This window comes from Agromyces sp. MMS24-K17 (assembly GCF_043950245.1).
In the GTDB taxonomy this organism is placed as follows: domain Bacteria; phylum Actinomycetota; class Actinomycetes; order Actinomycetales; family Microbacteriaceae; genus Agromyces.
In genome coordinates, this window is record NZ_CP171640.1 from 3143006 (window position 1) to 3156678 (window position 13673).

A 13673-nucleotide genomic window follows, 5' to 3' on the forward strand; every position below is an offset into this window, starting at 1 on the left:
GGAATCGTCGGCCACAGAACTCCCTACGAGCGTCTTCGGAGACCCCAGTCTACGGTCGGCCACCGTCGCCGAGGGCAGGCCGGGCGGGTAGTCCCGGGAACCCGCGCGATCCTCGTGCGCCGCACGCGCGACGGCGTCGTCGCGGTCCAGAATGGCGTCATGGCCGCCATCTCCGCGCCACGCGCGCTCGCCGTATTCTGGATCGTCGCCGGCACGCTCGGCTGGGTCGTCTCGTTCCTGCTGTACCTGGAGTACATCGGCCAGCTCACCGAGGCGGACCCGATCGTGTCCTGCTCGTTCGGGGTGGTCGTCACGTGCGGCCCGAACCTGCTGAGCCCTGCCGGGAACCTGCTCGGCTTCACGAACGCCATCGTCGGCATGACGATGTTCGTCGGCCCGATCTACGCGGGCGTGAGCGCCCTGGCGTCGCCCGGCGGGCTCCGGGCCTGGTACTGGCGCGTCTACGGCCTCTTCGTGCTGGCCGGCTTCGTCCTCGTGCACGTGTTCGCCTGGCGGAGCGTCTTCGAGTTCGGCACGCTCTGCCCGTGGTGCATGGTCGTGTGGCTCGTCACGATCCCGGTGTTCTGGTTCACCCTCGGGTGGCAGCTGCGCGACGGGGTGTGGGGCACGGCGGCCGGCGTGCGACGCGTCGGGCACGTGGTGTTCGGCTGGGCGACGCTGCTGACCGTGCTCGACTACCTCGTCATCGCGCTCGCGGCGCAGCTCCGCCTGGACGTCATCGGCTCGCTCTGAGCCCGAGGCGCGGCGTCGTCGGACCGGGGACTCAGTCCTCGCGGAGGATCGCGAGGGCGTGCGCGAGGTCGGCCGGGTACTCCGACTCGAACGTCACCCACTCCCCCGTCGCCGGATGCATGAAGGCGAGCTGGCGGGCGTGGAGCCACTGGCGGGTCAGGCCGAGCCGAGCCGACAGCGTCGGGTCGCCCCCGTACATCGCGTCGCCCGCGCAGGGATGACGCTGCGCCGACATGTGCACGCGGATCTGGTGGGTGCGCCCGGTCTCGAGGTGGACCTCGACGAGCGACGCGTAGGGGAACGCCTCGAGCGTCTCGTAGTGCGTGACGGCGTGCTTGCCCGACGCGGTGACCGCGAACTTCCATTCGGAGCGCGGGTGGCGGCCGACGGGCGCGTCGATCGTGCCGGCGAACGGGTCGGGATGCCCCTGCACGACCGTGTGGTAGATCTTCTCGACCTCGCGGTCGTGGAACGCGGCCTTCAGGGCCGTGTAGGCCCGCTCCGACTTCGCGACGACCATCAGGCCGCTCGTGCCGGCGTCGAGCCGGTGCACGACGCCCTGGCGCTCGGGGGCACCCGAGGTCGAGATGCGGAAGCCCGCCGCCGCGAGCGCGCCGACCACGGTCGGGCCCTCCCAGCCGAGCGACGGATGCGCCGCGACACCCGCGGGCTTGTCGACGACGACGAGGTCGTCGTCGTCGTGGATGATCCCGAGGTCGGGCACGGCGACCGGCTCGACCGCGAGCGGCCGCGGCGGCTCCCAGCTCACCTCGAGCCAGGCGCCCGCGCGGAGGCGGTCGGACTTGTCGACGGATGCCCCGTCGAGGAGCACCCCGCCGGAGGCGACGATGTCCGCGGCCTGCGTCCGGGAGAAGCCGAGCAGCTTCGCGAGGCCGGCGTCGACGCGGACGCCCTCGAGCCCGTCGGGGACGGGCAGCGCGCGATGGTCCATCGTCAGGACTCGCGCGCGACCGGGAGCCCGGTCGAGGGCGTGCGGTCGCCGCCGGCGGCCTCGGCCGCGGGCTCCTCGCCCTCGGCGGCGGGCTCGTTGCGGCGGCTCTCGCGCACGCCGTCCAGTCCCACGCCGCGGATGGTGAGGATCATGAAGAGCACCATGCTCGACACGATCGCGATGTCGGCGACGTTGTAGATCGCCGGGAGCATCCACGGGGTCGAGATGAAGTCGACGACGTGGCCGAGTCCGAAGCTCGGCTCGCGGAAGAGCCGGTCGGTCAGGTTGCCGAGGACGCCGCCGAGCAGGAGCCCGAACACGAGCCCCCACGCGATCGACTTGATCCGCCGTGCGAACCAGATGATGAACGTGATCACGCCGGCCGCGAGGATCGTGAAGATCCAGGTCATGCCGCTCGCGAGCGAGAACGCGGCGCCCGGGTTCCGGACGAACTGCCAGTGCAGGAGGTCGCCGATCACCTGAACCGCCTCACCCTCCACGAGGTGGGTGACGACGAGGTACTTGCTCAGCTGGTCGAGGCCGTAGACGGCCAGGGCGGCGACGAAGAGGACGACGAGCGCGATGGCGCCGGAGGCCGTTCGCCGGCGCTCAGCCTCCAAAGCCCTGGAAGGTCGGTGCCGGAGCGGACTCCCCCTGGCGCACGGGGGCGCCGACCGGAGCCGAGAAGCCCTGCGTGCCGCTCACCTGCACGGGCGAGGCCGTGTCGAGGTCGCGGAGCTGGCCCTCGATGTAGCTCTTCAGCTTGGCGCGGTAGTCGCGCTCGAAGAGGCGGAGCTCGTCGATGCGCTTCTCGAGCGCCACGCGCTCCTGGTCGAGGATGCCGATCTGCTGGCGCTGCTTGGCCTCGGCCTCGGCGACGACGCGGGCCGCGGTGGCGTGGCCCTCGGCGATGAGCGAGTCGCGCTTCTCGACGCCCTCGCGGACGTGCTCCTCGTGGAGGCGGCGGGCGAGCTGGAGCAGGTTCGTCGTCGAGGTCTGCTCGTCGTACTCGGACTGCGGCGTCGCCACCTGCGTCGGCACGGCCACGGTGGGCGGCGGAGCGGCGGGCTCGGCGTACGCGATGGGCTGCGGCGCGGCGGGCGCGGGCTGCGATGCCGCCTCGGCGGCGCGGGCCTCGGCCGCGGCGAGCCGCTGGCGCAGCTCGTCGTTCTCCTGGTTCAGCCGGCGGAGCTCGACCACGACCTCGTCGAGGAAGTCATCGACCTCGTCCTGGTCGTACCCCTCGCGGAACTTCGTCGCCTGGAAGCGCTTGTTGACCACATCTTCCGGAGTTAGCGCCATGGCTTGCCACCCTCAAATCTGTCGATACGTTCGGATCACGTTCTGCTAACGGTAGCAGGGTCGACGCGCGGCTCGAAGATCACTCCCCATCGTGACGACATGCTCGCAGGAGATCGTCAGGCGACCATCGCGGTCGCCGCGGACAGCCCGGAGACGACCGTCATCAGGATGATGACGAGCAGCATCGCCAGGCTCCAGCCGAGGTCGATCGCGATCTGCCCGAGCCGGATCGGGGGCACCAGCCGGCGGAAGAACCGCACGGGCGGGTCGGTGACGGTGTACACCGACTCGACCACCACGAGCCACACGCCGACGGGCCGCCAGGAGCGGTTGAACGTGCGGACGAGGTCGAGGACGAACCGCCCCCACATCAGGAAGAAGTAGAGGAGCAGCAACGTTGAGAGGATGCTCCAGACGACGTTGAGTACTCCCACGTCGGGAGAGTCTACGCGTGCGTGAAGAAGGACGCGTCGCCGTCGCCCTCGCCGTCGCCGGTCTCGCCCGAGACGACGACGTGCGCCGGCGAGAGCAGGAACACCTTGCTGGTGACCCGCTCGATCTTGCCGTAGAGGCCCTGCGACAGCCCGCTCGCGAAGTCGATGAGCCGGCGCGCGTCGCCGTCCGACATCTGCGAGAGGTTGATGATGACGGGCACGCCCTCGCGGAACGACTCCGCGATCACCTGCGCGTCACGGTACTGCCTGGGGTGGACGGTCAGGATCTCGTTCATCTCCGCCTGCTGGATCGTCGGCTGGACGTGGGGCTTGCTCCGCAACGGGGTGACCGCCGCTCCGCCCTTGGGCGGCGCGGGCGCCGCCTGGACGACGGGCGCGTGCGTCGGCGCGGGTGCGGCCTGGGCGGTTTCGTGCTCGAGTTCCTCGTCGGCGAGGCCGAGGTACACCATGGTCTTCTTGAGCGGGTTCGACATCGCTGCCCTCCGTCGGTATGTCCGTCCATTCGAGGCTAACCTCGCGTCGGTCGATTCCCCGTGATTGCCGTGCCGATCCGGAGGTGTGTCGCGCCCTCCGCGATCGCCTCGCGGAAGTCGTGGCTCATCCCCATCGACAGGTCGGTGGCCTCCGGCGCGAGGCGGCGCATCCGCTCGCCCAGATCGCGGACGCGCGCGAACGCCGGACGCGGCGCCTCGTCGAGCGGGGCGACCGCCATGAGGCCTCGGAGCCGGATGCCGGGCGTGCCGAGCACGCGTTCTGCGAACGGCTCGAGGTCGTCGGGCCGGACGCCGCCCCGGCCGGGGTCGTCGGTCAGGTTCACCTGGATGAACCCGTCGACGGATGCCTCGTCCGAGCGCAGCGCGTCGACGACGCTCTCCCGGTCGAGCGAGTGGATGACCGAGGCGTACTCGCGTACCTGCCGGGCCTTCTTGCTCTGCAGCTGGCCGACGAAGTGCCAGGTGAGCCCGAGTCCGGCGAGCTCGGCGGCCTTCTCGCGCGCCTCCTGGTGCCGGTTCTCGCCGACGTCGCGGATGCCGAGGGCGGCGAGCTCGGCCACGAGCGACGCGGGGTGGAACTTCGTGACGACGATCAGCGTGAGCGCACCGGGCTCGCGCCCGGCCGCCCTCGCCGCGTCGTCGATCTCCGAGCGGACGCCGGCGAGGCGGCCGGCGAGGTCGCTCACTTGAGGAAGTCGGGGATGTCGAGGTCGTCGCCGTCGTCGTCGAACGCCGGGTCGCTGACGATCCGGTCGGCCGGCGGGGTCTCGATCTCGCCCCAGTTGGCGGACTCGACGAGCTCCTCGATGTCGATCTCGGCGATGGGCTCGACGACCTCGGGCGCGGGCGCGGTCGAACCGAGCGCGGCCGCGCCGACCGACGCGCCGACGGTCGCCGTCGCGTACGACGACTTCCGCACCTCGGCCGGCTGCTGCTCCTTCTGCTGCGGCTCGCCGCCGTCGAACCCGGCGGCGATGACCGTGACCCGGACCTCGTCGCCGAGGGTGTCGTCGATCACGGCGCCGAAGATGATGTTGGCCTCGGGGTGGACGGCCTCCTGCACGAGCCGCGCCGCGTCGTTGATCTCGAAGATGCCCAGGTTCGATCCGCCCTGGATCGACAGCAGCACGCCGTGCGCGCCGTCGATGGAGGCCTCGAGGAGCGGGCTCGCGACGGCGAGCTCCGCGGCCTTGATCGCGCGGTCGGCCCCCCGCGACGAGCCGATGCCCATGAGCGCCGAGCCCGCACCCTGCATGACCGACTTGACGTCGGCGAAGTCGAGGTTGATGAGGCCGGGCGTGGTGATGAGGTCGGTGATGCCCTGGACGCCGGCGAGGAGCACCTGGTCGGCGGTCGCGAAGGCCTCGAGCATCGAGATGCCGCGGTCGCTGATCTCGAGGAGCCGGTCGTTGGGCACCACGATGAGGGTGTCGACCTCCTCCTTCAGCCGCGCGACGCCCTGCTCGGCCTGCGTCTGGCGGCGCTTGCCCTCGAAGCCGAACGGCTTCGTGACGACGCCGATGGTGAGCGCGCCGATCGACTTGGCGATGCGGGCGACGACGGGCGCGCCGCCGGTGCCGGTGCCGCCGCCCTCGCCGGCGGTGACGAAGACCATGTCGGCACCCGCGAGCGCCTCCTCGATCTCCTCCGCGTGGTCCTCGGCGGCGCGACGGCCGACCTCGGGGTCGGCGCCCGCGCCGAGCCCGCGGGTGAGGTCGCGTCCGACGTCGAGCTTGACGTCGGCGTCGCTCATCAGCAGCGCCTGCGCGTCGGTGTTGATCGCGATGAACTCGACGCCGCGCAGCCCGAGTTCGATCATGCGATTGACCGCGTTCACGCCGCCGCCGCCGATGCCGACGACCTTGATCACGGCGAGGTAGTTCTGGTTTGTCGACATCTCCGGCCCTTCGTGCGAACTCTGAACTCTGAACCTACGGTGGAAGGTTAAAGTCTTGCCGAGTATGCAATTCCTGAGTCGAAGGTAGGCGCACCACGCCCCCGTTCCGGCGATGCGCCTCCGCGTGTCGTGAACCGCTGCGCGGATCCGGTGACGGGAGGCTGCCGGGCTCGCCCTGACGGCCGACCCGGCGTCCGGCGGCTCACCCGACGACGGCGCTGTCGGGCGAGGAGATGTCGTAGTACGACGTCGTGTCCGGCGGCACCGCGCGCATGAGCGCGGCGAGCACGTCGGCCTTCTTCTGCGGGTGCTCGGCACTCCCCCAGACCACCGACGCCCCGCCGGCGAGCTCGAGCCGGACGTCGTCGGCGGTCTCCGCGGATGCGCCCACGAGCTGCGCCCGGACATCCGCGGGCAGGTTGCGGATCACCGCGGCCGCCGCCCGGAAGCCCTCCGACGTGACGGGCCCGGCGCTGATCAGCGGCTGCCCCTCCGGGCGCTCGGCGGGCCGGTCGATCACGACGCCCGCCGCATCGACGAGTTCGAGCCCCCCGTCGGCCTCGATCACGCCCACTGGGGTGCGCTCCACGATGCGCACGACGATGGTCTGCGGCGGGATCGTCTCGATCGAGTAGGTCTCGATCAGGGGGAACCCGCTCAGCGCCTGCTGCACGTCGGCCGACGTCACGAGCGCCAGCGGCGTGCCGAGGTCGTCGGAGAACGCGTCGACCACGTCGGTCGCCGGAATGCGCTGGGTGCCCTCGACCCGCACCTCGCGCAGGGCCATCAGCGGCGAGTACGCGACGGCGAGGGTGCCGGCGGCGACCACCAGCACGGCCCCGATCGCGACCCCCCACGTGATCCGGCGGCGCCGCGACCTCGCCGTGAACCGTCGCACCTCCTGGCGTTCGAAGCGTCGACGCTCCTTCGCCGCCCGGGCGATCGCACGGCGCGCGGAACGCGCATCCGCGGGCGGGGCGTCGCGCGAGGCATCCCGCGGGCTCGGGGCATCCGCCGGCTTCGGGCGATCCGCCGGCGTCGAGGCATCCGCTGCCACCGCGCTCCGCGGCGTCGCGGCCGTTGCCGGCGCCGCGGCCGCTGGACCGGGCAGCGGGATGGGCTCCGTGGTCGTGCGGTCCGCCGGCCGGCCGGCCGGGGCTGCCGTCGCGCGGTGCGGGGCGTCGGCCCGCGCGGGTGCCGCCGCCGGCGCGACCTGGCGCCGGACCGGCGGCTGGTCGAACCCCTGCGGCCGCCTCACCGGCGGGCCTCCGTCATCCCTGCTTCCGCTCGAGCGAGCCGAGCAGCTGGGGAACGATGCGGTACACGTCCCCGCAGCCGAGCGTGATCACGAAGTCGCCCGGGCGGGCGATGCGGGCGGTGTGGTCGGCCGCATCCTGCCAGTCCGCGATGAACGCGACCCGGTCGGCGTCGGCGAACCGTTCGCTGACGAGGGCGCCGGTGACGCCCGGCTCGGGATCTTCCCGCGCGCCGTACACGTCGAGCACCACGGTCTCGTCGGCGTACTCCTCGAGCACCTCGGCGAACTCCTTCGCGAACAGCCGGGTACGGCTGTAGAGGTGCGGCTGGTGCACGGCGATGATGCGTCCCTCGCCGACGACGGTGCGGGCGGCCGCCAGTGCGGCGGCGACCTCCGTGGGGTGGTGGGCGTAGTCGTCGTAGACGCTGACGCCGCCGACCGTGCCGTGCAGCTCGAAGCGGCGGCCGGTGCCGGCGAACCGCTCGATGCCCGCCAGCGACGCGGCCGCGTCGAACCCCAGGCCCACGAGCACCGCGAACGCGCCCGCCGCGTTGATCGCGTTGTGGCGCCCGGGGATGCGCAGCCGGGCGTGGTACGTCGCGCCCGCGTGGTCGATCGCGAAGGCCACCGGGCCGTCGGTCTCGATCGAGTGCACGCGGACGGTCGCGTCGGATGCCTCGCCGAAGGTGACGACGCGGGCGTGCGACACCCGCTCCGACACGCGGACAGCGCCAGGGTCGTCCGACGAGATGACGACGAGCTCGCGGGCCCGGTCGGCGAAGTCGACGAAGGCCTGCTCGAACGCCTCGAGCAAACCGTAGTGGTCGAGGTGGTCGGGATCGACGTTCGTGACGAGCGCGACCGACGTGTCGTAGAGGAGGAACGAGCCGTCCGACTCGTCGGCCTCGACGACGAACAGCTCGCCGTCGCCGGCGGCGCTCGAGACGCCCAGCTCCTCGATGACGCCGCCGTTCACGAAGCTCGGGTCGGCGCCCTGCGCGAGCAGCGACGTGATGATCATGCCCGTCGACGTGGTCTTGCCGTGCGCCCCCGCGACCGACACGAGCCGGCGCCCGGCGATGACCGCCGCGAGCGCCTGCGACCGGTGGAGGACCGGCAGCCCGCGCTGGAGCGCCAGCTGGTACTCGGGGTTGTCCTGCCAGAGCGCGCCCGTCACCACGACCGTGTCGACGTCGTCGCCGAGGTTCGCCGCGTCGTGGCCGATCGCGATCGTCGCGCCGAGGGCGCGGAGCGCCTGCACGTTGTCGGAGTCGCGCACGTCGGACCCGGTCACCCGGTGCCCGTCGCCGAGGACCAGCCGCGCGATGCCGCTCATGCCCGATCCGCCGATGCCGACGAAGTGGACGTCGCCGAGCTCGGCGGGGATCTGCGTGGACGTGTCGGGCTTGATGGTCACGGTGCGGGGTCTTCCTCGGGGTCCAGGGGCTCGGCCGGCCGGCAGGCGACGACCGTCGTCGTGCGGCGCGCTCGTCGCGGCCGCGGAACCAACGTTACGCGCCTCCGGAGCCGTCGCGGGCTCCCCCGCCGGACGACGCCGCGGTCGCCCGGTCGATCAGCGCGACCATCCGATCCGTGCCGTCGCGGAAGCCGGCCGAGGCCGCCGCGGCGGCCATCCGGGCGATCCGGTCGCGGTCGGCGAGCAGCGGGAGGAGTTCGGCGTCGACCCACGCGGGCGTGAAGTCGGCGTCGTCGACGAGGATGCCGCCGCCGGCGGCCACGACCCCCGCCGCGTTGAAGCGCTGCTCGCCGTTGCCGACCGGGTAGGGCACGTACACGGCGGGAAGGCCGAGCGCGGCGAGTTCGCTGACCGTCGCCGCCCCCGCCCGCGACACCGCGAGGTCGGCCGCCGAGAGGGCCAGGTCCATCCGGTCGGCGTACTCCACCATGCGGTAGCCGTCGAGGCCGGGGTCGCTCACCTCGCTCTTCGCGCCGGTGATGTGCAGCACCTGCCAGCCGGCACCCACCAGCGCGTCGGCACCGTCGACCATCGTGCGGTTGATCCGCCGCGCGCCCAGCGAGCCGCCGGTGGCGAGCAGCACCGGCCGGTCGGCGTCGAGTCCGAAGAACGCGAGCGCCTCGGCGCGCGCGCCGGCACGGTCGAGGTCCTCGATCTCCCGCCGGAGGGGCATGCCCACCACCTCGGCGCGCGGCAGCGGGGTGCCCTCGAAGGCGACCCCCGTCGCGGCCGCGAACCGGGCGCCGAGCCGATTCGCGAGGCCCGGCCGGGCGTTCGCCTCGTGGATCGCCACGGGCACGCCCGCCCGCCGCGCAGCGAGGTACGCCGGCGTGGAGACGTACCCGCCGAAGCCCACCACGACGTCGACCGATTCGTCGCCGATGATCCCGGCGACGCGGTCGATCGACTGGCGGAAGCGCTTCGGGAACCGGAGTGCGGCACCGTTCGGGCGGCGCGGGAACGGCACCTTCTCGATGGTGAGCAGGTCGTAGCCGCGCGCGGGCACCAGCCGCGATTCGAGGCCCTCGGCGGTGCCGAGCACGAGGATGCGCGCCTGCGGGTCGCGGTCGCGCAGCCGGTCGGCAGTCGCGAGCAGCGGGTTCACGTGGCCGGCGGTGCCACCGCCGGCCAGGAGGTACACCGTCATCGCGCCGACGCTCCGCTGCTGCGTCGCTTCGCCGCGCGCGCGGCCTGGCGGGCGGCGGCACGGACGGCGGCCTCGGGGTCGCGCGCCACCGACAGCACGATGCCGATGGCGAACAGGGTCGTGAGCAACGCGGTGCCGCCTGCGGACACCAGCGGGAGGGGGACGCCGAGGACCGGCAGCAACTTCAGCACGACTGCGATATTGACACAGGCCTGACCGATGACCCACACGAGCACTGCCGCGGTGGCCGCCTTCGCGAACGGCGTGCGAACGCTCCGCAGCACCCGGGCGAAGGCCACCGCGAGCATGACGAACATGCCGATGACGACGACCGCGCCGATGAGCCCGAGCTCCTCGCCGATGATCGCGAAGATGAAGTCGTTGTCGGCCGCGGGCAGCCACGACCACTTGGCCGCGGAGTTGCCGAGGCCGACGCCGAAGACCCCGCCGTTCGCCAGAGCGAACATGCCGTGCTGGATCTGCCAGCAGCCGTCCGGGTCGATGGCCGCGCACTGCTCCTGCATGAAGGAGGTGATGCGACGGACCCGGCTCTCGCTGGAGATCGCCACGAGCCAGAACAGGAGGCCGCCGAGGATGATCGGCGGCAGCAGCAGTCGCACGCGGACGCCGATGAGGAACAGGGCACCCAGCAGCATGAGCGCCATGATCATGACGGTCCCGAGGTCGCCGCCGAGGAGCACCAGGCCGATCGCGCCCCCGCCGACGAGGAGGATGGGCAGGATCCCGTGCACGAAGTCGCCGAGCTGCCGCTCCTTCTTCGTCACGATCATGCCGAGCCACATCACGAGCGACACCTTGATCGCCTCGGACGGCTGGAACTGGAACGAGCCGATCGCGAGCCAGTTCGTGTTGCCGCCGTCCTCGATGCCGAGGTCGGTGGCGACGACGAGCAGCTGCAGGGCGCAGGAGACCGCGAGGGCGGGCCACGCGAGCGCCATCCACACCCGTTCGGGCACGCGGCTGGCCAGCAGCATGATCGGCACGCCGATCGCCGCGTAGAGGCCCTGCCGACCCGCCTGCACGAGGAAGCCGTCGTCCTCGATCTTCGACTCGACGATCGAGGAGCTCATCACCATGACGAGTCCGAAGACCGTGAGGAAGAGCGTCGTGCCGAGCAGCAGGTAGTAGTCGGCCGACTCGACCTGGAACAGGCGCGCGAGGCGGATCCGTGCCGCCGCGACGCCCGCCGGGTCAGTCCCCGGCTTCGCCGGTGCCGTGCGGGGCGGGACCGTCGCCATCCGCCTCACCTCCCAGCATCGCCCTGACCGCCTCGTGGAATCGCCGACCGCGGTCGGCGTAGTCGGCGAACTGGTCCATCGACGCCGCCGCCGGTGCGAGGAGGACGGTGTCGCCCTCCTCCGCGACGGCCGCCGCCAGGGCGACCGCCTCGGGCATCACCGTCTCAGTGTCGTCCGCCGTCACCTCGAACAGCGGCAGTTCGGGCGCGTGTCGGCGGAACGCGGCGACGAGCGCCTCGCGGTCGCGGCCGATGACGATCGCCGCGCGGAGCCGACCGACGTGGGCGGCCACCAGGGCGTCGGCGTCGACGCCCTTGAGCAGGCCGCCGACGATCCACACCACGGTGCCGAAGGCGCGGAGCGACGCCTCGGCGGCATGCGGGTTCGTCGCCTTCGAGTCGTCGATCCAGCGGATGCCGCCCGCGAGGGCGACCGTCTCGATCCGGTGGGCGTCGAGCCGGAAACGCTGCAGGGCGTCGTGGATGATGCCGACGGGCACGCCCGCCGCCCGGGCGAGCGCGGACGCCGCCAGGATGTTCTGCACCACGTGCGGCGCGGCGAGGCCTCGCTCGTCGAGCTCGGCGACGGTCGTGATCTCGAGCGCGGTCGTGCGCCGGTCGTCGAGGAACGCGCGGTCGCACAGGATGCCCTCGACCACCCCGAAGTCGCTCGGGCCGGGGACGTCGAGGCCGAAGCCGATCGCCCGGGCCCCCTCCTCCACCTCGGCGTCCTCGACCATGCGCCGGGTCGCCTCGTCGGCGCGGTTGAACACGCACGCGACCTTGGCGTTCTCGTACACCTTGCCCTTCGCGGCGGCGTACGCCTCGAGCGAGCCGTGCCAGTCGAGGTGGTCGTCGGCGAGGTTGAGGCACACGGCGGCGAGCGGATGGATCGCGCCCGGGCCCGTGGTCGGGAGATGGTGGAGCTGGTAGCTGGAGAGCTCGACCACGAGCACGTCGAACCCGCTCGGATCGCGCACCGCGTCGAGCACTGGTACCCCGATGTTCCCGCACGGCGCGGCGCGGAGCCCGTTCTCGGCGAGGAACGTGGCCGTGAGCTGCACGGTCGTGGTCTTGCCGTTCGTGCCGGTGACGAGGATCCACTCGGCGGGGTGCACCTTGTCGCGGACGCGCCAGGCCAGCTCGATGTCGCCCCATACCGGCACCGCGGTGTCGGCGGCCCACTCGAGCACGGGGTGGTCGGGGTGGAACCCCGGCGAGGCCACGAGCACCTCCGGGTCGAACGCGACGAGCTCGTCGGGCACCGCGTCGAGCGGGTGGGTCAGCAGGCGGGCTCCGATGACGTCGAGGATGCGGGCGCGGTCCTCGTCGGGCGCGGGCGCGAGCACGAGCACGTCGGCGCCGAGCTCGGTCAGCGTGTCGGCGACGGCGAACCCGGTGACCCCGAGGCCCAGCACGGCCACGCGCAGCCCGCTCCAGTCGGCCCGCCAGCTCGTCAGTCCGTCGAGGCGGTCGGGGGCGGATGCATCCGCGCTCAACTCTGCAGCCATTCGAAGTAGAACGCGCCGACGCCGGCCGCCGCGAGCAGCCCCGCGATGATCCAGAAGCGCACGACGATCGTGACCTCGGCCCAGCCCTTCAGCTCGAAGTGGTGGTGGATCGGACTCATGAGGAAGATGCGCTTGCCGTGCGTGACCTTGAAGTAGGCCCGCTGGATGATGACGGACCCGGTCTCGATGACGAACAGGCCGCCGATCAGGATGAGCAGCAGCTCGGTGCGGCTGAAGATCGCGAGGGCCACGAGCGCGCCGCCGAGGGCGAGCGAGCCGGTGTCGCCCATGTAGATGTGCGCCGGGTTCGTGTTCCACCAGAGGAATCCGACCAGGCCGCCGACGATGGCGGTCGCGATGATCGCGAGGTCCAGCGGATCGCGGACGTCGTAGCAGCGGTAGACGTCGCTCGGATTGAGGCTCTCGCCGAAGCACGACTGGTTGAACTGCCAGAAGCCGATGATCACGAAGGAGCCGATCGCCACGATGGAGGCGCCGGTGGCGAGCCCGTCGAGGCCGTCGGTGACGTTCACGCCGTTCGATCCGGCCGCCGACAGGAGGCAGATCCAGATGACGTAGAGGATGATGCCGAACACCGTGCCGAAGACCATGAAGTCGAGCGGCAGGTCGCGGATGAACGAGATCTTCGTCGTCGCCGGCGTCGCCCCCCGTTCGTTCGGGAACTGGAGCGCGAGGAGCGCGAACACGCCGGCCACGATCACCTGGCCGCCGACCTTCGCCCAGCCGCCGAGGCCGAGGCTCTGCTTCTTACGGGTCTTCAGGAAGTCGTCGATGAACCCGACCACGCCGAGGCCGACCATCAGGAAGAGGACCAGCAGGCCCGACGCCGTCGGCGGCTCGTTGCTGATGAGCAGGGTGGCGGTGAAGTACCCGAACAGCGTGCCGAGGATGAAGATGATGCCGCCCATCGTGGGCGTGCCGCGCTTCACGTGGTGGCTCTGCGGACCGTCGTCGCGGATGAACTGGCCCCACCCGATCCGCGTGAAGAGCCGGATGAACAGCGGGGTCAGGAAGAGGGTGAAGGCGAGCGACAGGGCGCCGGCGCTCAGGAGTGCTCTCACGCGATCAATTCCTCACGTCGGGCGCCGAGCGGACGCGTCATCAGTGCTGCCCCGCCGATCATGCGATCAATTCCTCACGTCGGGCGC

Annotated in this window: 14 protein-coding genes; 1 reads left to right on the forward strand and 13 read right to left on the reverse strand. The window is 71.9% G+C overall.

Annotated features, from left to right (window positions below; all coding sequences use genetic code 11):
- Positions 1-159: 159 nt before the first annotated feature.
- Positions 160-753: a vitamin K epoxide reductase family protein gene (locus tag ACGGZK_RS14365; protein WP_395243312.1), complete on the forward strand. Its 594-nt coding sequence runs from the start codon at positions 160-162 to the stop codon at positions 751-753.
- A 31-nt stretch (positions 754-784) separates the two neighbouring features.
- On the opposite strand, the gene ACGGZK_RS14370 is transcribed toward ACGGZK_RS14365, so the two are convergent.
- The 13 genes from ACGGZK_RS14370 to mraY form a co-directional block, all read right to left on the reverse strand.
- Positions 785-1705 carry an RluA family pseudouridine synthase gene (locus ACGGZK_RS14370; RefSeq protein ID WP_395243313.1) on the reverse strand — a complete coding sequence of 307 codons (921 nt, stop codon included), beginning with the start codon at positions 1703-1705 and terminating at the stop codon, positions 785-787.
- A 2-nt stretch (positions 1706-1707) separates the two neighbouring features.
- A complete protein-coding gene (gene lspA / locus ACGGZK_RS14375; RefSeq protein ID WP_395243314.1) occupies positions 1708-2325 on the reverse strand; it encodes a signal peptidase II in 618 nt (205 codons plus the stop codon).
- Positions 2315-3007, reverse strand: coding sequence for a DivIVA domain-containing protein (locus ACGGZK_RS14380; protein ID WP_395243315.1), 693 nt, complete (start codon positions 3005-3007; stop codon positions 2315-2317). Before ACGGZK_RS14380 ends, lspA begins: the two co-directional genes overlap by 11 nt.
- 116 nt (positions 3008-3123) lie before the next feature.
- Positions 3124-3441: a YggT family protein gene (locus tag ACGGZK_RS14385; RefSeq protein ID WP_395243316.1), complete on the reverse strand. Its 318-nt coding sequence runs from the start codon at positions 3439-3441 to the stop codon at positions 3124-3126.
- 11 nt (positions 3442-3452) lie between these two features.
- Complete coding sequence (locus tag ACGGZK_RS14390; RefSeq protein ID WP_395243317.1) at positions 3453-3935, reverse strand: cell division protein SepF; 483 nt, start codon at positions 3933-3935, stop codon at positions 3453-3455.
- Between the two features lie 35 nt (positions 3936-3970).
- Positions 3971-4642, reverse strand: coding sequence for a YggS family pyridoxal phosphate-dependent enzyme (locus ACGGZK_RS14395; RefSeq protein ID WP_395243318.1), 672 nt, complete (start codon positions 4640-4642; stop codon positions 3971-3973).
- Positions 4639-5853: a cell division protein FtsZ gene (ftsZ, locus tag ACGGZK_RS14400; protein ID WP_395243319.1), complete on the reverse strand. Its 1215-nt coding sequence runs from the start codon at positions 5851-5853 to the stop codon at positions 4639-4641. Before ftsZ ends, ACGGZK_RS14395 begins: the two co-directional genes overlap by 4 nt.
- 202 nt (positions 5854-6055) lie before the next feature.
- Positions 6056-7111 (reverse strand): FtsQ-type POTRA domain-containing protein, encoded by a 1056-nt coding sequence (locus ACGGZK_RS14405; protein ID WP_395243320.1) that lies wholly within the window; start codon positions 7109-7111, stop codon positions 6056-6058.
- A gap of 13 nt (positions 7112-7124) precedes the next feature.
- Entirely contained in the window at positions 7125-8528 is a 1404-nt protein-coding gene (gene murC / locus ACGGZK_RS14410; RefSeq protein ID WP_395243321.1) for a UDP-N-acetylmuramate--L-alanine ligase, read from the reverse strand.
- Between the two features lie 94 nt (positions 8529-8622).
- Positions 8623-9735: a UDP-N-acetylglucosamine--N-acetylmuramyl-(pentapeptide) pyrophosphoryl-undecaprenol N-acetylglucosamine transferase gene (locus ACGGZK_RS14415; protein ID WP_395243322.1), complete on the reverse strand. Its 1113-nt coding sequence runs from the start codon at positions 9733-9735 to the stop codon at positions 8623-8625.
- Positions 9732-10994, reverse strand: coding sequence for a putative lipid II flippase FtsW (ftsW, locus tag ACGGZK_RS14420; RefSeq protein ID WP_395243323.1), 1263 nt, complete (start codon positions 10992-10994; stop codon positions 9732-9734). Before ftsW ends, ACGGZK_RS14415 begins: the two co-directional genes overlap by 4 nt.
- Positions 10948-12504: a UDP-N-acetylmuramoyl-L-alanine--D-glutamate ligase gene (gene murD, locus ACGGZK_RS14425; RefSeq protein WP_395243324.1), complete on the reverse strand. Its 1557-nt coding sequence runs from the start codon at positions 12502-12504 to the stop codon at positions 10948-10950. The genes ftsW and murD overlap by 47 nt, the downstream gene beginning before the upstream one ends.
- Entirely contained in the window at positions 12489-13586 is a 1098-nt protein-coding gene (gene mraY, locus ACGGZK_RS14430) for a phospho-N-acetylmuramoyl-pentapeptide-transferase (protein ID WP_395243325.1), read from the reverse strand. Before mraY ends, murD begins: the two co-directional genes overlap by 16 nt.
- Positions 13587-13673: the final 87 nt, after the last annotated feature.